The 20208-nt window shown below is 59.1% G+C and carries 17 protein-coding genes; 4 read left to right on the top strand and 13 right to left on the bottom strand.

Annotated elements, in window-relative coordinates:
• Window positions 1-21: 21 nt before the first annotated feature.
• The 3 genes from JI721_RS11510 to JI721_RS11500 form a co-directional block, all read right to left on the bottom strand.
• On the bottom strand, window positions 22-1692 hold the full coding sequence (locus JI721_RS11510; RefSeq protein ID WP_274455025.1) for a Na+/H+ antiporter NhaC family protein: 1671 nt from the start codon (window positions 1690-1692) through the stop codon (window positions 22-24).
• 163 nt (window positions 1693-1855) lie between these two features.
• Window positions 1856-2059, bottom strand: a complete 204-nt coding sequence (locus tag JI721_RS11505; RefSeq protein WP_274455024.1) for a DUF378 domain-containing protein — start codon at window positions 2057-2059, stop codon at window positions 1856-1858.
• Window positions 2060-2233: 174 nt separating this feature from the next.
• Window positions 2234-2962 (bottom strand): HAD family hydrolase, encoded by a 729-nt coding sequence (locus JI721_RS11500; protein ID WP_274455023.1) that lies wholly within the window; start codon window positions 2960-2962, stop codon window positions 2234-2236.
• 166 nt (window positions 2963-3128) lie between these two features.
• Here JI721_RS11500 and JI721_RS11495 point away from each other — a divergent pair, with 166 nt between their 5' ends.
• Window positions 3129-4466 (top strand): uracil/xanthine transporter, encoded by a 1338-nt coding sequence (locus tag JI721_RS11495; RefSeq protein WP_274455022.1) that lies wholly within the window; start codon window positions 3129-3131, stop codon window positions 4464-4466.
• A gap of 19 nt (window positions 4467-4485) precedes the next feature.
• Here JI721_RS11495 and JI721_RS11490 read toward each other — a convergent pair whose 3' ends face one another.
• The 6 genes from JI721_RS11490 to JI721_RS11465 all read right to left on the bottom strand — a co-directional run bounded on the left by JI721_RS11490 (window position 4486) and on the right by JI721_RS11465 (window position 11019).
• Window positions 4486-5043 carry a hypothetical protein gene (locus JI721_RS11490; RefSeq protein WP_274455021.1) on the bottom strand — a complete coding sequence of 186 codons (558 nt, stop codon included), beginning with the start codon at window positions 5041-5043 and terminating at the stop codon, window positions 4486-4488.
• A 66-nt stretch (window positions 5044-5109) separates the two neighbouring features.
• On the bottom strand, window positions 5110-6063 hold the full coding sequence (locus JI721_RS11485; RefSeq protein ID WP_274455020.1) for an ABC transporter permease: 954 nt from the start codon (window positions 6061-6063) through the stop codon (window positions 5110-5112).
• Window positions 6064-6116: 53 nt separating this feature from the next.
• On the bottom strand, window positions 6117-6998 hold the full coding sequence (locus JI721_RS11480) for an ABC transporter permease (RefSeq protein ID WP_274455019.1): 882 nt from the start codon (window positions 6996-6998) through the stop codon (window positions 6117-6119).
• Window positions 6999-7097: 99 nt separating this feature from the next.
• The gene (locus tag JI721_RS11475; RefSeq protein ID WP_274455018.1) at window positions 7098-8834 is read right to left on the bottom strand and encodes a peptide ABC transporter substrate-binding protein; all 1737 of its coding nucleotides are present in this window, start codon (window positions 8832-8834) and stop codon (window positions 7098-7100) included.
• Between the two features lie 240 nt (window positions 8835-9074).
• Complete coding sequence (locus tag JI721_RS11470) at window positions 9075-10040, bottom strand: ABC transporter ATP-binding protein (RefSeq protein WP_274455017.1); 966 nt, start codon at window positions 10038-10040, stop codon at window positions 9075-9077.
• A 13-nt stretch (window positions 10041-10053) separates the two neighbouring features.
• Window positions 10054-11019, bottom strand: coding sequence for an ABC transporter ATP-binding protein (locus JI721_RS11465; RefSeq protein ID WP_274455016.1), 966 nt, complete (start codon window positions 11017-11019; stop codon window positions 10054-10056).
• Window positions 11020-11435: 416 nt separating this feature from the next.
• On the opposite strand from JI721_RS11465, the gene JI721_RS11460 reads away from it, so the two are divergent.
• Together JI721_RS11460 and JI721_RS11455 are read left to right on the top strand one after the other, a co-directional pair.
• Window positions 11436-12110, top strand: coding sequence for a response regulator transcription factor (locus JI721_RS11460; protein WP_274455015.1), 675 nt, complete (start codon window positions 11436-11438; stop codon window positions 12108-12110).
• A gap of 48 nt (window positions 12111-12158) precedes the next feature.
• Entirely contained in the window at window positions 12159-13379 is a 1221-nt protein-coding gene (locus JI721_RS11455) for a sensor histidine kinase (RefSeq protein ID WP_274455014.1), read from the top strand.
• Here JI721_RS11455 and JI721_RS11450 read toward each other — a convergent pair.
• The 4 genes from JI721_RS11450 to JI721_RS11435 all read right to left on the bottom strand — a co-directional run bounded on the left by JI721_RS11450 (window position 13357) and on the right by JI721_RS11435 (window position 17824).
• Complete coding sequence (locus tag JI721_RS11450) at window positions 13357-14163, bottom strand: lipoate--protein ligase family protein (protein ID WP_274457827.1); 807 nt, start codon at window positions 14161-14163, stop codon at window positions 13357-13359. The genes JI721_RS11455 and JI721_RS11450 overlap by 23 nt on opposite strands.
• Window positions 14164-14329: 166 nt before the next feature.
• Complete coding sequence (locus JI721_RS11445) at window positions 14330-15673, bottom strand: glycosyltransferase 87 family protein (protein WP_274455013.1); 1344 nt, start codon at window positions 15671-15673, stop codon at window positions 14330-14332.
• Window positions 15674-15675: 2 nt separating this feature from the next.
• On the bottom strand, window positions 15676-16785 hold the full coding sequence (locus JI721_RS11440; RefSeq protein WP_274455012.1) for a threonine ammonia-lyase: 1110 nt from the start codon (window positions 16783-16785) through the stop codon (window positions 15676-15678).
• A 16-nt stretch (window positions 16786-16801) separates the two neighbouring features.
• Entirely contained in the window at window positions 16802-17824 is a 1023-nt protein-coding gene (locus JI721_RS11435; protein WP_274455011.1) for a LysR family transcriptional regulator, read from the bottom strand.
• Window positions 17825-18469: 645 nt separating this feature from the next.
• Between JI721_RS11435 and JI721_RS11430 the strand changes: the two genes are divergently transcribed.
• Window positions 18470-19729 (top strand): adenylosuccinate synthase, encoded by a 1260-nt coding sequence (locus tag JI721_RS11430; protein ID WP_274455010.1) that lies wholly within the window; start codon window positions 18470-18472, stop codon window positions 19727-19729.
• The last annotated feature ends 479 nt before the right edge of the window (window positions 19730-20208 follow it).

Here is a 20208-nt window from a genome sequence, read left to right as displayed (position 1 = left end):
CAAACCTTGGCACATTCCATGTCACGTCACGGCAGGCATCAGCCAGCCCACCACCCCGTACGCCACGGTCGATACGCCAGCCGCGATAAGTCCGGGCCACAGCTTGTACCGCGCGTACGCCATCGTATCCAGCTTCATCACCGTCGCCATGGCCACGGTGTTATCGCTCAGGGGCGAGGCAAAGCCGCCAAAGGTGCCGCTGGCGAACACCGCGCCTGCGACGAGCGCGACCGACGCGTGCGTACTCGCAGCCAGGGACATGCCCAAGGGCAGCAGGATGCCCCAGGCACCAAAGGACGAACCAATGACATACGAGATAAGGCAGCCAAACACAAACAGCGCAGGCGCAATGAGGCTGCTCGGAACCAGGGTGCCAATCGTGCGCTGGGTGTAGGCCGTGAAGCCGAGATCGGTTGAAACAGCCGACACCGCCCAAATCAACGCCAGCAGCACGATGACGCCCATCATTTCGTTTCCGCCGGCCAGAAACCCGAACATCGTCCGATGAAACGGTTGGCGCTGCACGACGTACCAGATGAACATGGCGACCAATGTGATGAGCACCGCCTGCAACATCGCCGTCGAGGCGTCCGCCGCGGCGAGCGCGCCAAACAACGTCGGGCTCTTGAAGTGGCCGTTCCACCAGGTCAGGTACAAGGTCAACCCCAGCAGCAGCGCCAAGGGACCGACCAGGTTCCAGATGTTCGGGCGCACGGATTCGGAAATGACTTCGACCGGGTCTGGCAGTTCGGGGCCAGCCGTACGTTTGTCCGTGCCGCCGGACGGGTTGATGGGCACCGCACCGACCCGGGCGTCGCTGGCCTGGGAACCGCGGTCCTGGTCATCAGCGGAGGCGGCCCGGTCCAAGGCTGGGTGCGGCGCGTCAGGACTGAGCGATTCCCCGAATTCCGCCGGTGCATAGCCAATCACATGGGGCTGGTTGGGCAAAAATTCGGGCTTGACGACGCGGAACCGGTCCAGCGCTTCCGGATTGCCCCGTGGCGGCGCGTCTGCCGGAAGGGCGGCGGTGGCCGGTCGCGATCGCCGGAACGTCTGAACCAGCCCCAACGCGAGCATGGCGATGGAATAGAAATTGAGGGGAATCGTCTGCAAGAACAGGTGGTACGGGGAAAGTGCACCGGCTGATCCGACCCCTGCATGGCGCCCCACTGTCTGCAGGAGACCCACCATGTAGCCGACGAACGCCGTGCCAATCGGCACGATGGCCACCAGCGGCGTGGAGGTGACGTCGATGACATAGGCGACTTTCTTCATCGGGACTTGGAAACGAGAAAACACACTCTTCATGACGGGCGCAACCGTGATGATGCGAAAGTCGGGCGCCATGAAGGTGGCGAGCGAAGACAGCCAGGTGACTGCGAATGCGGAACGTGCCGATTGCAGCCGCGACGTGACAAACTGGGCAAACCCGCTGACGCCCCCCGTCACGCGGACCAGGCCCACAAAAGCTCCGAATCCGTACAGAAAGACAATCAGACGCAAATTCCCGGGAACGGCTAGTTCCTTGAGGATGTATTGCAGGCTTGCGGCAATTCCGCCGAGGAGGGAGGGATGGGTCATATACGCGCCGACGAGCAGCCCCACCATGAGGCCGGGCAGCACCTGCCGCGTCAGCAGCGCGATGGGGATAACGACTAAGAACGGCACGAGCGACCAAGCGGACGCGTACATACCAACGCTCCTTTCGAAGAACGCAGAACTTCGCCTGGAGAAGCACAATCTTCCTCACAAGCCATGGTGTTCTGTACGATCCCCGAATCGAGGCTGGTTCATGCACGCGCCCTCGTCGCGTGACTGACGAGCGGCGCCCTGACGCACGAGGCGCGGCCCGCGTTTACTTGCGGTGGACCATCCTCACGCCAAACGCCTGCGGCAGCAGATACACGCCCGCCAAGCCAATGACAATGTAGAGCAGTCGGGTGATGAGTGCATCTGCACCCCCAAACAGATACGCGATGAGATCCCAGTGGAATACCCCGACCAACAGCCAGTTCAGTGCACCTGCGAGTATCAGCCACCAAGCCACCCGTTCGACCATGTCCAGGCCTCCCCCGTCGGAACATGCGCGGATGTCCACCCCTGTTGCCGTCTCACGTCCTCGGACATCCATCACGCTACTATGTAGTTATGAGCGGGTAAAAGGGACTAGACCTGACGGGCTTGGTCCAATTTACGGCGAGCGGAAGCCCCTTCCGCGGGGCGACGATGGGCATTACCGGGTCTGCTCCAGCTGCGAGATGGTCTCCAGCACCTCGTCCGGACGGGTCAGCGGGCGCTCCCCATAGGCGCATTCGACAGATGCAATCGGCTCCTGCAAATCCGGTGCAAACCAGATGGCGTCCATCTCGAAGTTGCGCGCGCCCTGCACATCACTGATAAAGTTGTCGCCAATCATCAACGCGTCCTCCTTGGCCACCTGCAGGGCATCACACGCGGCCTGGTACACGGAGGGATGCGGTTTCGCCTTGCCGACCGCTTCGGAGATAATCACCGCCTCTTTCGGGAAATACGCCTGCAGCCCGGCAATGCCCAATTTGCGCCACTGCAAATCCGGCGAACCGTTGGTGATGATCCCAAGGCGGTGCGTCTGCGCAAGGGCTGCCACCATCTCCACCGCGCCCGGAAACGGGTGCAGCGTGTCCTCAAAGGTGGCATCGTAGACCGCTTGAAACTGGTCGGCTTCTGCTTCGCTTTTGTCGATCCCGAACGATTTCCACGCCCGCAGGAAGCGCTCCCGCCGCAGTTCCTGCATGGTGATGGCACGCCGGTCATAGAGCGGCCACAGGGCTTCGTGGTGCTCCATAAACTTGGCGGCGAATCCCACCGGCACCTCTGCTCCGTACAGTTCCTGAGTGGCGCGCGCGAGTCCCAAGGCATACTGTCCGCGGGTGTCTACCAGCGTGTGGTCGAGATCGAAGAAAATCACGTCATACCGTTTCACGTCATCACGCTCCCGCCCCCCATCGTACTACGAAAGCAAGCCGCCCGCATCCAGCGGGACCGCACCGAGACAATCGCACGGCATCGACGGCAGAGGCGGAAGGGGCGGATTGTATAGTAAGATATAAGACGCAGTCCTTGACCAACATCCTCCAGGAGAAGATGACATGACACCGTCCAACTCGACGAACCACGCGCGCTTTGCACTGCGCGATATCACCGTGACTTGGTTTGCGGCAATTCAATGGCTGGGCTTCATGTTCGCCAATACCGTGGTCATCCCGCTGTCCATTGGATCCGCCTTTCATCTGTCCAGCACTGCCGTCAGCGGGGCGATGGCCCGCTCGTTTATCATCACCGGCCTCGCCTGCCTGCTGCAGGGCCTGATTGGCCACGGCCTGCCGCTCATGGAGGGCCAATCCGGGTTTTGGTGGGGCCTCATTCTCAGCCTCGCCAACATCGGTATCGCTTCCGGTACGCCCCTGCACGTCGTCGGCGGCAGCATGGAATCCGGCATGGTCATCGGAGGCATCATCATCGTGCTGTGCGGCGTGTTCGGTCTGCACCGTGTGCTGAACCGGCTGTTTACACCCGTCGTCATGGCCGTCCTGCTGCTCCTCTTGGCTTCGCAGCTGGTGGACATCTTCTTTCAAGGGATGCTGGACGTCCAGCCGAACGGGGTGCTCAATCCGGGTGTCGCTGGGTTGTCGGTGTGCGTGGCGATTCTCGTGGCCGTGCTCACGCTGTTCGGGCGCGGGCTGTTAAGCAACTTCTCGATTCTCATCGGCATTGCCCTGGGCTGGGTCGCGTACGCCCTCCTGATTCACACGGCATCGACCGCCGTCGTGCCGAACTGGGCCGACATTCGCCAGACCTTCGTGTGGGGCGCGCCAGCGTGGAACGCAGGCATCGTGACGGCCACCGTCCTCACGGCGCTCATCAACACCACCAACACGATTGCCACCCTGCGCGCGGCAGAGCCGCTGTTTGGGCACACGGTCAGCGACGCACAGTATCGGCGGTCCTTCGTCCTCACCGGACTCTACACCGCCGTGAGCGGCCCATTGTCGCTGGTCCCCTACGCGCCTTATACGTCGTCCATCGGCTTTCTGCGCACAACTCGAATTTTGACGAGGGCCCCGTACTTCCTCGCAGCCGGCATGTTCGTGGTGCTCGGGCTCATCCCGGCGTTGTCGGGGTTTTTCTCCCGGCTGCCCATCAGCATCGGCGACGCAGTGCTCATCATCGCCTATTTCCAACTGTTTGGCGCGGCATTGCAGAGCATCGAGGGACTGCGGTTCAACTTCAAGACCATTTTTCGGATCGCGCCGGCCACCTTGATTGGCCTGGCGATTTTAAGCACACCTGCACATACGTTTTCCAGTCTGCCGGGTTTTGCGCAGTCCATCTGCGCCAATGGGATGCTGGTGGGCATTTTGCTCGCAGTCATTCTGGAGAATGTCGTACCGTGGAAGAGGCTTGACGCACAGGTGAGCGAAAGCTGACCGGGGCGATTCGGCCGAGTCAGTCGCCGTAAGTGTCCGGTGCCCAGTGGACGTGCCGGTTGACGATGTGCAGCCCATCTGCCTCATGCAGCTGCATGGAAACGGTTTGGGTTGCTTCGTTGTAGTAGACGCTGGCCTCAATCTCGTTCGTTTGTCCGCGCGGCTGGTATTCAATCGTGAGGGTATCTCCGCCGTCGAGGTTGTGGTACTGCGTCATCAACTGGAACGCCTCGTTGGCGAGCTGCTTGTCGGGGATGGGTTTGGTCAAATTGAGGACACAGAAATCGGACTCCATGCCCGATTCATCCGTTTGTATCGAGACCGTCCCAAGGTGATGGCGGGCCACATAGGTCGAGAACTCAGAACCGGTGTGCTGCCGAATCGAAAGCGCGTCGGTGGTGGCCACGGCAAAGCCGCCGCCGATGGCCAAGACCAGGATTGCACCGCCGACAAACAGCCAGCGATTGCGGCGTTTCCTCGATTCAGCGTTCACGCGCGCCTGCATGTCCATCTCTCCCCACAGCCACTTCACGGGTATGTAGGAAACCGAAGGGGCAACCACGTGGTACACGCCCACGACCGCCAATCCCCTCCGGTATCATGATCAAAGTGAATGACTCTCAGCGGAACATCTGTACATTCCTCAATCGTACGAAATGCGTGGATCCACAATTGCATAGGCCAGATCTGCAAGCAGGTTGCCCAACACAGTAATGACGCCGAGAAACATAATGATGCCCAACAAGATTGGGAAATCAAGGACTTGCAACCCGTTCCAATACAGCAGCCCCATGCCAGGATAGTTGAACACTTCCTCAACAATCACAGCGCCGCCAAATAACCCGGGCAACTGCAGGCCCAGCAGGGTGATAATCGGCAAAATCGAATTCCGCAGCGCATGTACGAAAATCACGCCAAACTCACGCAGCCCTTTGGCCCGCGCAGTCCGAATGTAGTCCTGCAATAATGTGTCGCGCATCGAAGAGCGCATGTATCTCGACCAGCCCGCGAGTTGAATCACGACCAACGTAATCACGGGTAATATCAAATGGTTGATATAGTCCCACAGGTTGAAACCGGACTCCTGAGGGCTCATGATGCCTCCGGAAGGAAACAGTCGAATATCCAGCGAGAAAAAGCTAATCAACAGCATCGCCAGCCAGAACACAGGCATCGCGTAGAAAAAGTATCCTAAAAACGTGGCGATGTGGTCGCCAACTGAGTTTTCAAAGTACGCCTGCAACGACCCGATGAAAACCGCAAGCAGTACGGCGATGACCATCGCGCACCCCACAAGAATCAGCGTGTGCGGCAAATTCATCAGAATCTCGGTCGTCACTGGCTTGGAGTACGTGTAGGAGTAGCCTAAGTTTCCTTCGCACATATTTCGGAGCCAAATCAAATACTGCTCCCACAAGGGATGGTTCAACCCAAGGTTTTTCGAAAGCTCCGCCGCACGCTCCGGTGTCCAATAACGCCCCAGCATCAAACGAACCGGATCGCCCGGCACGATGTGCATCAGGATGAAGGACAGTATACTCACGCCCAGCAGGGTTGGAATGGCTTCCAAAATTCGCTTGATGATGTATTTTGTCAACGGTCCGTCACTCCTGCCTCATGGTAGTGTTCTTCCACCCGTCCAACTGCACGTTAATTCGCACGCGTTTCAACCGCGTGGCGAATGCCGTCGCCAATGAAATTGACCGACAAGAGCGCAATGACAATCAGAATGCCGGGCGGATAGACAAGCCACCACGAGCTCATGTAGTTCATCGCAGTCGACAAATCGCCACCCCAGTTCGGCGCCGGCGGTGCCAGGCCGAAACCAAGAAAGCTTAGGGACGCCAACGTCAGAATCGCATCCGCGACCCCAAATGTCGTTACGACGAGTACCGTACCGAGAAAATTCGGGAACAAGTAGCGCATCATCAATCGCCAAGTGCCGACGCCAATGATATTGGCGGCCTCCACGTATAACTCGGTCTTGATTTTCAGTACTTCAGCACGGACCAAACGCGCGGTGCCAAGCCACGCCGTAGAAGCAATGACGATAATCATGACAGGCACATTCGGCGTAAAGACCGCGTCCAGGAACAAGAGTAAAAAGATGGTCGGGATGGACAGCATGACGTCGACAATGCGCATCAAAATCATGTCGACCCATTTCCCGGACATCGCGCTCACCATGCCATAAAGCGTACCAAATACCATCGCCACGAACGCGGACACGACACCGACTTCAAGCGAAGACCTTCCTCCCCACATCAGGCGGGCCAGTACGCTGTGCCCCATGTCATCTGTCCCCAACGGAAACTGAGCACTTGGCGGCAGCATCGTGTCGAGCAAATTTGTCTTGATGGGGCTCACGTGATAAATCAGCGGGCCGACAAAGGAAAACAGGACCAACAACAGAAACCCGGCGACACCAATCGAACTTAGGGGATAGCGCCAGAACCGACGCCACGCGCTCACTTGGCTCGCGGTGCCCACCGCCGCATCCGTACTTTGATTGTTTAAAACATCGGGATTCACCATGGTGTCACCTACTTCCCGGAGAAGGACTCCAGATGAACTGGAGTCCTCACCCGTATTCACCTTGCAAATTCACACGCTGTTCCAGACGAACTCAGCTTACTTGGACATCCAGATGTAGTTGATCATCGGGATGGCGAAGGCCGGGTCCATCGTCTGTTCGGTCGCATTGTGTACGTTGGAGGCCGTCAACACCAGATTGTCGGAGCCGTTTGACCACAAAACTGGCAGGTTCTTCGCTGTGTATTCTTCATATCCGAAGAACGTCTTCATGATGGCCTGCTCGTTCGGAGACGGTTCCGTCGTCTTGGTAATCCACTGGTTCTCCGTGGCGTCGTTGTAACCGTAGTTGTCCAGGCCGCCAGGCTGGAAGATGCCATCGCCGGACGGGTAGGAACCGGAGTACGCGATGCCCTGTTCAGACGCCGCATCCCAGCCGGTCGGCTTCGCCATGTAACCCAGCAACTGCGCGAACGGCAGCGGCTTCAGGGTCACTTTCACGCCTTCCTGTGCCCAGTCTTGCTGCTCCAGTTCAGCCGTCTGTGTGACGGTCTCATCACCAGAAGGATACATCAGCGTGAAGGCTAACTGCTGGCCGTCTTTGGTCATGACCCCGTTGACTTCCTTCCACCCGTGCTGTTCCAGCAACTGTTTGCCCTTCGCTGGATTGTACGGATACAACGGCTTGCTCAACTTCGGATCGAGGAACTTTGTTGCCGGGTCGGCCGGAATGGGACCGTATTGCGGCGGCGCGTAGTTGTGCCAGATTTTCGAGTTAATTGTGTTTTGGTCAATGCCCATTTCCAGGGCTTGACGGACATACAACTGGCTGAATACGCTGCCCAATTTGGAGCCCTTGTTCATGTTCAGCGTGACGTCAAAGTAACCAAATCCGTTTGGCATCGGCGTAATGGTGATACCAGAGGATTTCAGCTGATTTTCCTCGCTGTACTGCGTCAGCGGCAGATACCCCAGATTCACGGCGCCGCTCTTGACGGCAGCAATCTCCGCATCCGAAGAGGCTTCATAAACGAGCACCCACTTGTCGAGCGTGCTCTTGTGTCCGCCGAAGTACTTGTTGGGTGTCAACACCCACTTTTCCTTGTCGGTCGCCGAGGTCAGTTTGAAGGCGCCGTCGACTGGAGAATTGATGATGAAGTTCGGGTCGGTCGCATTTTGTCCAAGGTACTTCAATTCCTGCGTCATGTCATTGGGATACTTATCCCAGGCATGGGCGGGCATTGGAATCAATTGACCGATGCCGTTGTATTCAAACCACTGCTGGTTCGCGGGCTTCTTCAGCGTAATCGTGAACTCATAATCATTGTTTGCCACGATACTCTTGATGCCATTCGGAATGTCCCCGTAGTTCGCGTCTACGTACGGCCAAGGGGACGGAGCATTGGAGGCGGAAGCAGCCTTGATGACGTTCCACGTAAACAGAATATCCTTCGTGGTCACCGGCTGGCCGTCAGACCACTTGTAGTTATTGTGCAGGTACACGTGGTACGTCAACCCGTCCGATGACGCGACGATGTTCTTCGCAATCGAGTCGTTATAGTCGATGTTGTACTTGTTGTCCAGGTACAGCAGCGGCCAGTATTCCATTTCGTTCATTTGTGCGTTGTACAGAGACTGGTTGGCAACGTTCGATATTGGCAGATACCACGTAATGTCGGTGGACGCGGGAAGGGCACTTACCAGCGTGCCGCCTTTTTGCGGCGTCTGCGAGGAGGTTGCATTCCCCGTCGAACTGTTGCTGCCCGTTCCGCAACCTGCCAGAACCAACGCCAGCGCACTGGCTCCTGCCAGCATCACCAATGGTCGTTTCTTCAACTTTCTTCCCCCTTTTTTCTTCAATGCACTGAATCCAGTGGTCGAACCAGGTATGTACGGCCCTGGCTATGACGGACCCGGAGACAGCCGTTTATGAAATAAAGCGTGACGGCTTACATGGATTATCGAAAAACCATCACGCTTATTTCCTGTGCAAAACGAGCACGACAAATTATCGTTTCCGGAAAGGGCGATGGCATACAACGAGATTCTGGTTGGGCTTGCACCCTGGGTGGTACCTTAGTGCAAGTGACAAGCAACGAAATGGCCAGGTGTAATTTCACGAAACTCCGGCCGCTCGACTCTGCAACGGTCCATCGCATGCACACAACGTGTGTGAAACGGACACCCCTTTGGAGGATTCGCAGGACTTGGCACATCCCCCTGCAATACAATGCGCTCTCTCCGCCCTTCTCGCTTCGGTTCGGGCGCAGCAGACAGCAATGCAACCGTGTACGGGTGCAGCGGGTTCTCGTACAGTTCCCGCTTCGTCGAAAGCTCGACCATTTGACCGAGGTACATCACGCCGACGCGGTCGCTGATGTGGCGAACGACAGCGAGGTTGTGCGAAATAAAGATATAGGACAGATTGAACTGTTTCCGCAAGCCGACCAGCAGGTTGAGAATCTGGGATTGAATCGACACGTCCAGTGCCGATACAGCTTCGTCCGCCACAATCAATTTGGGATTCAAGGCCAATGCGCGCGCAATCCCGATACGCTGCCGCTGCCCACCGGAATACTCGTGCGGATGGCGGAAGCGGTCTTCCGGTCGCAAACCCACGGTTTCGAGCAGTTCGCAGACCCTTTTGTCAGCCTCTTTCGCAGTGGCGATGTGATTGACAATCAGAGGTTCTGCAATAATGTCGCGAATGTTCATCTTCGGATTCAGCGAAGCATACGGGTCCTGAAACACCATTTGAAAGTTCCGGCGGATTTCACGCAGTTCACGGCCCCGCAGCCGACTGATGTCGGTACCGTCGAAGATAATGTTGCCTTCCGTTGGTTCCAGAACACGCATCACGATACGGCCCGTTGTCGACTTTCCACAGCCGGATTCCCCCACAATCCCCAGCGTCTCTCCGGCATTGAGGGTAAACGATACCCCGTCGACAGCCTTCACATGCCCGACTGTGCGCTGCAGGAACCCGGCTTTGATCGGAAAGTATTTCTTTACGCCATGCACTTCAAGCAATGGTTCTGCCACGTTTCTCCCCCCCTTAAACCAAGTCGCAACGCACGTGATGTCCTGGAGAGATTTCACGCAACGCCGGCATCTTCTCCAAACAGCTCGGCTGCGCAATGGGACAACGGGCTGCAAACCGACACCCTTTCGGATAGCGTGCCGCATTCGGAACCGACCCTGGAATCGAGTACAGTTCCTCCTTCTCTTCCTCGAGTGACGGAATCGACGCCATGAGCCCCTTCGTATAGGGATGCATCGGTTGACGAAAGATGGTGTCTGCATCCACATGTTCCACGACTTGTCCAGCGTACATGACGACGACATCATCCGCCATCTCCGCGACGACCCCGAGGTCGTGCGTAATCAAAATGATGGATGTGTCAAACTTATTTCTCATGTCCTTCATGAGCTCAAGCACTTGCGCCTGAATGGTGACATCCAGCGCCGTGGTCGGTTCGTCCGCAATCAGCAATTTTGGTTCGTTCACCATCGCCATGGCGATCATCACGCGCTGCCTCAGACCGCCCGACAATTGGTGTGGATAGTCGTTCACGATTTCATTCGCCCGCGGAACGCCGATGGTCTGCAAAATTTCGATCGCCCTCTTGAGGGCTTCTCGTTTGCTGACCTTCCGGTGCCGCATAATGACTTCTGTAATCTGTTTCCCAATCGTGAATACGGGATTCAATGAAGTCATCGGTTCTTGGAAAATCATTGAGATTTCATTACCGCGTATATTTGTCATTTCTCGATCGGTCAGTTTTAACAGATCGCGTCCATTAAACCGAATCTCACCGCCAACAATCTTTCCATGCGGCTTCGGAACGAGTCGCATGATGCTGAGCGATGTCATACTTTTTCCGCAACCAGACTCACCAACAATACACACAACCTGGCGAGGATAGACGTCTATATCAATGCCGTCGACAGCCCGAACCTGCGCATCTTTGCTGATGAAATATGTCTTGAGGTCGCGTATCGCCATAAGAGGTTCAGCCATCAGAAAGCCTCCCAAATATTCGGATAGCGCGCATAGATTTCCTTGTGTAACCTGAGTGACATTGTAATCCTGCGTCCATGCTTTGTAAAGCAAAGACGCCGCATTTCGACAGCATTCGCGTCAAAAGTGTTAACGCATAAAATCTTGAACTTTCCCTGTTAGAATGCTGCTCGCTTGACCTTATTCTACGAGGCTTTATGTTAACAAACAATCGGAGGTTGCTGGAAACTGATGTCTGAATGTGCCATATCTTGTTGTCTATTTTCGAAGCAGTTTCAAGCCAGTTTGGCTACAATAGAAACCAAACGGCGAAGGGTCCTTCAAACGCCCTTCTAGAAACGTCAAATTTTCTGATCGTATCTTAGCATGATACCGCTTTCATTTCATCATTCATTCTTTAGAAAAGGTGATTTGACATGCGCATCCTTCTAGTGGAAGACGAGCGGCGCCTGGCGTCTGCAGTACAACAGCTCCTGCGTGACCAACAGTATGTTTCGGATGTGGCCTACGATGGGGAAACCGGACTGGATTTGGCCTTGACGAACAGCTACGATGCCCTTGTTCTCGACATTATGCTGCCCAAGCGCAGCGGTTTGGAAATCGTCAAGGAAGTGCGCAGTGCGGGCATGGATGTGCCCATTCTGCTGCTGACTGCACGGGATGCCGTTGACGATCGCGTCCTTGGCCTGGACACAGGCGCCGACGATTACCTGGTCAAACCGTTCGCAAACCGCGAACTGTTGGCGCGAATTCGCGCACTCACGCGCCGGCAAGGCAGCCTCACGGGGACCGAAAGCATGTCGGTGGGCCCGTTCTCCATTGATTTGACACAGCGGGTCGTCACCCGGAACGGAGAACCCCTCACCCTGACTGTCAAGGAGTTTCAACTGCTGGAGCTGTTGATGCGAAACCACGGACGCGTCTTGTCCAAGGAAGTGATTCTCGACCGCGTGTGGGGGCCGGAGGCGCCCGTGATTGGAAACGCTGTGGAGAACTATATCCACTTCCTTCGCAAGAAAATTGACCAGCCAGGACGGCCGTCCTACATTGAAACGGTCCGCGGGGTCGGGTACTTGTTCAAAGCGGAGTAACCCGCTCCGGAAAAACACGCGCAGAGTTCGTATAAAGGAGACAGTTCTTTGTTTGAAAAAGTCCGTGTCCGCCTGACCGTCCTGACCGTCGCTTTATTTGTATTACTCTATCTGTTGACTTCCGCCACCATTTACGGGGTGGTTCGATACATCGTGTTCAACAACGTCGATGTGCTGATGCAGTCAACGGCGGACCGCATCATTCAGCAAATCCTCCTGCAGGAGATTCCGACGCGCATTCCGAGCGACACCTACTGGTATGTTCCGAACGCGATTCCGCAGACGAATGCGACGGTTGACGTGCTGGCGGAGCTGGAAAAACTGCAACAGAAGTGGTCAGCCACGAAGCGTTGGCAAATCACCTGGAAGTCGCCGGCGGACGGCAAGGTCTATCGCGTCATCAACCAGCCGACACCCAGCGGCGGACCAGGCCCGGACATTATGATTGCACAGGATATTTCCGGAGAAATCCGGGTCCTGACACCGCTTCGCGGCATCATCCTGCTGGTCGGCATCGTCGGGGCAGCCATTGCTGGCGGCGCTGGTTTCCTGTGGGCAGGCCGGGCACTGCGTCCGATTCGCACCGCCTGGGACCGGCAGGTGCAGTTTGTGGCCGATGCTTCCCACGAGCTGCGAACACCGCTCGCGGTCATCCAGTCGAACCTCGATTTGGTGCTCGACCATACGGAACAAACCGTGGAGGAGAATCTCGAGTGGATTGACAACGCGCACAGTGAAGCCCGCCGCCTGACCCGGCTTGTCGAAGACCTGCTCACCCTGGCGCGCAGCGATGCAAACACCACGCCGCTGCGCATCCAAACCGTGTCCGTCACCGACCTGGTGCAGCACGTCGCAGACCTGTTCGAGCCTATCGCCGACGCGAAAGGCCTGGCGCTGGAAGTCATCAATCCGCCGGACATCACGCTGCAGGGCGATCCCGACCGGCTCGCGCAGCTGCTCATCATTCTGGTCGACAACGCCTGCAAGTATACGGATACTGGGGGCCATGTGACCCTCGAAGTCACCCCGCAGCGCGGTTCCATCCTGCTGCGTGTGGCGGACACGGGCACCGGCATTGACCCGGCGGATGTGCCGCATGTCTTCGACCGGTTCTACCGGGCAGACAAGGCGCGCGCCCGCGGGGACACAGAGGGGACCGGCCTGGGCCTTGCCATTGCCAAGTGGATCACAGAGGCGCATCGGGGCAAAATCCAGTTATCCAGCACCCCCGGCGTCGGCACGACGGTTACCGTTCAACTGCCTGTGTAACCACACGCGTGCCGAGTCCGGCAAAAAACGCTGCCAAGGCGCGTTGCAGGTCTTCGGCAGCCTTCTTCCGCGCCTGTACGGGCGACCCTGCGGGGAACGCGGATGGGAGCAACTCGCTGAGGGTCACCGCGACGTCCGGATTCACCCGGTACGGGTCGCCCGCCAAGGCATAGAAGCGGTTGATGTGGTCGCTTGCCTGCTGGATGTCCACATCCACGGTGATGCACGCGTGCGCCAGAATGTAGCCAGGGCGGTGAGATGCCAATCCAGCCAGACCGCCCCGCCAGGCTTGGGCGGTGCCAATCAGTTTTTTGCCCTGAACCAGCACGTTGTAGGTGCCGTCACAGTAACTTCCTGGCAGTTCGCCAGTGGTCCCTTCCAGGCCATACGAAGCCAGCCACTGAATGAGTGGATCACACACCAGCCGGTAATAGTCGTCCGTCGTCGCCGCCACCGGCCTGCGCGGCAAGATGAAGGAAGCGTGCAAGACGCCGGGGCCCTGCGGTACCGCCGTCCCGCCGGTGCGGCGCACGACCACGTCACAGCCTGCGCTCTGCAGCGCTCGTGCCGCCGCTTCCCCTGCAGGCTTTTGCACATCGCGGCGGCTGACCCCGATGCCGATGCGGTCGCCTCCGGACCACAGCCGAATCAGCGGCAGGCGGTTTTCTCTGGCAACCTCCGCCGCCAAAGTCTCATCCAAATCGGTGTTCTGCTGGCCGCTGGCAGGCTCGTCAATCCAGGCGATCTCGATCTCCTTCGGCAGCCACGCTGCATACGTTGGCATCACGATGGTTGACCCTCCTTGTTCTCCCTCTCATCATACCAAGAACCGCCAGGCGCAGACAAAACAGGGCCCTGCTGCGCGAACGTCCCGTGCGGCAGCGCCATGGTGAGGCTGTCTTGATGCGTCCTGATGCATGAATGTAAGCGCTTTTACGGTTCGTGCGGATTCATTCGGTTTGGATGGCGGCCGCATCATCCACTGGCCTGGCTGCATCATCCTCTGCCCGCTGCCGGCAGAACAGCCAAACCCAGCCCATGCCGAGCAAGATGGCGAAGAGAGGCATCAGCGGAAACCGAAATCGGTCCCAGGCAGGGAAGAACAAAAACACGGCTGTGTAGTAGGCGATGTACCAGACGGGCAGCGCCAGCCGCGCCCTCATCCGGCGCAGCCACGCCCACAGGCCTGTCAGCGAGATCGCCATGAACGCCCAGTACACCACCGTGTTGAACCAGCCTGCGATGTGTCCCATCACCGCGGAGAGGTTTGGCATCGCGCCGAACGTCACCCCGATATCGTTCCAGTCCACCCAATACAGGAAGTAGATTTTCGCAAACCCGTGGATGAGCGTCCGCAGGGGATGGTGCAGGATGAATTGCACCGCCGCGTGGGTCGCGATGGCGTTCTGCTGGATTTCGTTTCCGTGCGCAGCCAGGAGCGGGTTCACGTGCGGGTTGGACGACCAAAAATAGTACCCGTCCGCATGCGTGCCTTGCCACAGGTTCACGCCGCCGTTGGTGGACACGAGGATGAAATGGTGCAGCACAAGCAGGTTACGCACGGTCACGGGGCTCACGGCGAGGAGCATCATGACGGCGAACCCGCCCGCGCGCGCCAACGCCGCGCCCCAGGACCTGCGCACCGACCACCGTTCATAGCACACGATGCAGACGGGAAAGAACAGCGGAATCGGCCGGACGTCACAGGACAGGCCGAGGCACAGCCCCGCCGCAAGCACCGGCCACCAGGCCTTGGGCCGGACAAGGTAGACCCACAGAGCGAGCACCAGCAAAAACGTTGCCAGTTCCTCCGACCCGAGCACCGCATTCCACTCAATATGACTCGGCAGCAGGGAATAACCGAGCGCGGCGGCAAACGCGGCAGCACGCGCGGGCCATGCGGTCGCAGCGAGTGTCACCCGCGCGATGGCGTAGACCAAGAGCACGATGCCGATACTGAGCACGGCGTTGGCGATGAGTCCAGCCATCACATGCGGCCCGGTGAGATGAAAGACCAGGGACAGAAAGTACGGATACCCTATCGGCCAATACGCCGTCGGATGGCCGTTCCACACGTACCCTTTGCCCTGCAGCAGCGAAACCGCACGCTGGTAATACCAGGCGAAGTCGTACAACTGCGGAGGATGCATCCAGCACAGCCAAGCGCCGCGCAAGACCACATTGACCAAGAGCAGCCAAAACACGGCCGCCCTGGTGGACGGCCCGACGCCCTTCCAGTGTGTCTGGCGTTCGAACCGTTTTCCATCCGCAGCCTGACAGGTTCTGACACGCATGCTCATGCCTCGGACGGCCGCCGACGGGTCACCACTTCCGCGACCAGCCCCAAGTCCGCGTTACCGCCGCTCAGGACACAAACGACCGGGCCCCGTTCCTTCAGAGCCTCCCAGTCCGGACCTGGATGCGCGATGATGCGTGCCAACGCGGCGACGCTCGCGCAGCCGGACGGCTCGACGAGCAGCTTCGCATTTTCTAACAGGTCGATGAGCGCACCCTCGATGTCCGCCTCCTCCACCAAGAGAACGTCGTCGACATACGCCTGGACAAACGGAAACGTAAAGGTGCCCGGATGACTGCTGCGCAGGCCGTCTGCGATGGTGTGCGACGGCCCGATCTCGACAATCCGCCCCGCCCGCATCGACTGCCACGTGTCATTGGCCAGTGCGGGTTCCGCAGCATAAACGGCGACGCTGCGCCGGGCGCTGGAGGGTTCGTTCGATGTCATGCTGGATGCCGCGATCGGTGAGGCGGCAGATGTCATGCTGGATGCCGCGCCCGATCCCGCCCGGGATGCCAAACTCGACTTCACGGTGAGCGCTGTGCCAGCCGTCAGACCGCCCCCGCCAATGGGCACGATGACCGTCCCCACATCCGGACAAGCCCGCACGATTTCCAGCCCGACAGTCCCCTGCCCGGCGACAATCCAAGGGTCGTCGTACGGCGGCACGAACACAAAGCCTCGTTCCTTCGCCAACCGCTCTGCCAATTCAATGCGTTCCCGTGACGTCGTACCGCACCGAATGACCTCGGCGCCATCGCGGAGAATCGCATTTTCCTTCACGGCAATCACGGTTTCAGGGACCACCACAACACAGGGCAGTCCAGCCTGTTGCGCGGCATAAGCCACCGCCTGGCCATGATTACCGGAAGATGCGGTGATGACACCTGGCACCCCCTCACGCCCATCCACCAAGGCTCGAATCTTGTTTGTCGCGCCTCGCAGCTTGAACGACCCGGTGCGCTGCAAGTTCTCGCACTTGAAATACACAGGTACCCCGGCCCGCTCCGACCACCCGGCGGAATACAGCAACGGCGTTTCATATATATAGGTAGAAATTCGTTCTGCGGCAGCTCGAACGTCATCAAGGGTTACAGAGAGATGTTTCACGAGTGGGTCCTCCCGGTCATAAATCCTGAGTTCTGGCACGCTCAGGGTGTCCTCTTGATTGTAGCACGTCGACGGGTGCCGATGGGTCAACGGACTGCGGCGCGCCGACGGATGGCGATGGGTCAAGGGACTGCGGCGCGCCGACCGCGCCCAGCGCGCGACAGGACGCGGGCAGGACCTCGACGAACCGCGACGCGCTGGCGGGCAGCACACTGTCCGACCGCGTGATGAGTGTGATGGTTCTGGCGCCCAGTTGCGTGTCCTCGACCGTGATCTCCACCAACCGCCCCGCCAAAATATCGTCCTGCACTGACGATCGCGGCACCACCGACACCCCCACGCCGTGCTGGACCAGCCGATTGATGCTCTCCAGGCTGTCGGTTTCCATCGCGATGGGCAGTTTGACGTTGTGCTCGTCGGCCATCCGGGTCACAATCCGACGCAAGCCGGACTCTGGGCGCATCAGGACCCACGGGTACTGCGCGATGTCGGTGAAACGACACGGCATCTGCTCCGTCAGCGGGTGCAGCGGCTTCGTGACGACCAGCAGCTCGTCAAGAATCAGCGGCGTGGCAACGATGTCGGGCCGGGGCTCGACCGTGGTGACGACGCCGAGATCGATTTCGCGCCGGAGGAGCATCTCCAGCACCACCCTGGACGAACCCGTCCGCACCTGGAACTGCACGCGCGGATGGCGCTTGCGATAGTCCGCCAAAATCGGCGGCAGCAGGTAGATGGACGGCGTAATGCCGGCGCCAATGTAGACGGTGCCAACGTCGGGATCGGCAAATTCATTCAGCTCGTCCGCCAGCTTCTGCTCCAGCGCCAGAATCTGGCGGGCCGTCCGGTAGACGCGTTCGCCCGCACGGTTGAGGACCAGGCGCCGGCCGATGCGGTCAAACAGCACGACCCCCAAGTCGCGCTCGAGTTGCTGCACCTGGCGCGTCACGGTCGGCTGGGTGAGATGTAACAGGTCGGCCGCGCGGCTGAGCGTTTCGCTCTCGACAATCTGCACAAACGTTCGATAGAGCGGATTCACGTGGGTGTGCCTCCTTTCGGGAGGGAGTGCAGGCGGGCGAGCGGCCGGAAGGGCCGGAAGGGCCGGACCTTCCGACTTAAGGCGCCTTTCGTGCCTTAGGCCGCCGCAAGCCGGTGAGGGCCCCGCCGCTTTAGGAACCTTTCCTTCCCTATGGTGGTCCGGCTCGGTCGGACTTTCCGACTTAGGGAGCCTTTCGTGCCTTAGGCCGCCGCAAGCCGGTGAAGGCCCCGCCGCTTTAGGAACCCTTCCTTCCCTATCGGTGGTCCGGCTCGGCCGGACTTTCCGACTTAGGGAGTCTTTCGTGCCTTAGGCCGCCGCAAGCCGGTGAGGGCCCCGCCGCTTTAGGAACCTTTCCTTCCCTATGGGTGGTCCGGCTCGGCCGGACTTTCCGACTTAGGGAGCCTTTCGTGCCCTGAACTCCCGCAAGCCGGTGGTAGCCCCGTCGCCTGCCACCTACCGTTCATGTAAATCACGCATGATTTGTATGCAACAAATCAATTTTACACATAAATAGCCGCGGAATACACTAATTTTGTTTGATCCCGCCCGTGTCCGTTGACTGGCACGAGCGGTTGACCGTGACGATGGCCGACGATACGCTTCGAGAATGCGCTTCAGACGATATTGCTCAAAGGGGATTGAATCATGGTTCACGCGGTGGTTGGTGCGCAATTTGGGGATGAAGGCAAGGGGAAAATGGTGGATTATTTTGCGGTGCGGGCCGACATGGTGATTCGCTACCAGGGCGGCAGCAACGCAGGTCACACGATTGTGAATGAGCATGGCAAATTCGGGCTGCATCTGGTGCCTTCGGGCATCTTCAATCCGTCGACCGTGTGTGTGCTGGGGGCGGGCGTCGTGATCCACCCGATGCGGCTGGTGAAGGAGCTCAATGAGCTGCGGCAGGCCGGCATCGCGACGGACGGCCTGGTCATTTCCGAACGGGCGCACATCGTTCTCCCGTACCACATTTGGCAGGATCAGTTCGAGGAACAGGCGCGCGCCCGCAAAGTGGGCACAACCTTGCAGGGTGTCGGCCCGGCCTACCAGGACAAGGCTGGGCGCTACGGCCTGCAGATGGGCGAACTGCTCGACGTGGAGCGGTTCCGCCAGCGCCTGCGCGCGGCGTACGATGCAAAACTGACGCGCCTGCCGGGACTCGCAGCGTTCGCGACGTCCTTTGAAAACGTGTTCGCCGAGCTCATGAAGGCGCGCGAGGTGCTGGCGCCGTACATCACCGACACCATTCCAATTGTCCAGGAAGCCGTTCAGTCGAACAAGGATGTGCTGCTGGAGGGCCAGCTGGGCATCATGCGCGATCTCGATTGGGGCGTCTACCCCTACGTCACCTCGTCGTCCCCCATCTCGGGCGGCATCTCGGCGGGGGCGGGGCTGCCGCCGACCGTGATCGACCGAATCACCGGCATCACGAAGGCGTACACGACGGCCGTTGGCGCCGGACCGTTTCCCACGGGGCTCGACGATGAGGTCGGCGCCTACTTGCAGGAAAAGGGCCAGGAGTTCGGCGTCACCACCGGCCGGACGCGGTCGTGCGGCTGGCTGGACATTCCGACCCTGAAATACGGCGCGTGGATCAACGGCTACACCGAACTCGCGCTGATGAAACTGGATGTGCTGTCGGGACTGCCAGAGGTCAAAATCTGCACTCACTACAAGCTGGACGGCCAGACCTACGACCTGCCGCGGCTGGCGCACGAGATGGAGCAGGTGCAGCCCGTGTACGAAACCTTGCCCGGCTGGACCGAAGATTTGGCAGACTGCCGTACCATGGAAGACCTGCCTCCGGCCGCCCGCAAGTTTGTCGAGCGCGTGGAGGCGCTGGTCGGCGTGCCCATTCGCTACGTCTCCGTGGGGCCGGACCGCAAACAGACCATCGTGCGATGAGGAAGGGTGCTGGCGGTTGGGGTTGGCGGCTGGGGGCTGGGGGCTGGGGGCTGGCAGCAGCCTAAGGCGGGAAAGGCTCCCTAAGTCGGCAGGCCCGGCACAGCCGGACCACCGATAAGGAAGGAAAGGTACCTTAGGCGACGTCTCCCTCACCGGCAAACGCCGGCCTAAGGCAGGAAAGGCTCCCTAAGTCGGCAGGCCCGGCACAGCCGGACCACCGATAAGGAAGGAAAGGTACCTTAGGCGACGCCTCCCTCACCGGCAAACGCCGGCCTAAGGCAGGAAAGGCTCCCTAAGTCGCAAGGGCCGGCACAGCCGGACCACCGATAAGGAAGGAAAGGCGCCTTAGGCGACGTCTCCCTCACCGGCAAACGCCGGCCTAAGGCATGAAAGGCTCCCTAAGTCAGCAGGGCCGGCACGGCCGGACCACCCATAGGGTAGAAAGGGCGCCTTAACCCCAGCTTAAGCCTTAGCCCGAA

The sequence above is a fragment of the Alicyclobacillus cycloheptanicus genome (assembly GCF_028751525.1).
Classification (GTDB): domain Bacteria; phylum Bacillota; class Bacilli; order Alicyclobacillales; family Alicyclobacillaceae; genus Alicyclobacillus_L; species Alicyclobacillus_L cycloheptanicus.
This window is presented reverse-complemented; position numbering and strand designations above follow the sequence as displayed.

Bases quoted from the DNA above. Each gene is read 5' to 3' on its own strand.
- JI721_RS11510 (WP_274455025.1), bottom strand. From the start codon at position 1,692: ATGTACGCGTCCGCTTGGTCGCTCGTGCCGTTCTTAGTCGTTATCCCC.
- JI721_RS11505 (WP_274455024.1), bottom strand. From the start codon at position 2,059: ATGGTCGAACGGGTGGCTTGGTGGCTGATACTCGCAGGTGCACTGAAC.
- JI721_RS11495 (WP_274455022.1), top strand. From the start codon at position 3,129: ATGACACCGTCCAACTCGACGAACCACGCGCGCTTTGCACTGCGCGAT.
- JI721_RS11465 (WP_274455016.1), bottom strand. From the start codon at position 11,019: ATGGCTGAACCTCTTATGGCGATACGCGACCTCAAGACATATTTCATC.
- JI721_RS11460 (WP_274455015.1), top strand. From the start codon at position 11,436: ATGCGCATCCTTCTAGTGGAAGACGAGCGGCGCCTGGCGTCTGCAGTA.
- JI721_RS11450 (WP_274457827.1), bottom strand. From the start codon at position 14,163: ATGCCAACGTATGCAGCGTGGCTGCCGAAGGAGATCGAGATCGCCTGG.
- JI721_RS11445 (WP_274455013.1), bottom strand. From the start codon at position 15,673: ATGCGTGTCAGAACCTGTCAGGCTGCGGATGGAAAACGGTTCGAACGC.
- JI721_RS11430 (WP_274455010.1), top strand. From the start codon at position 18,470: ATGGTTCACGCGGTGGTTGGTGCGCAATTTGGGGATGAAGGCAAGGGG.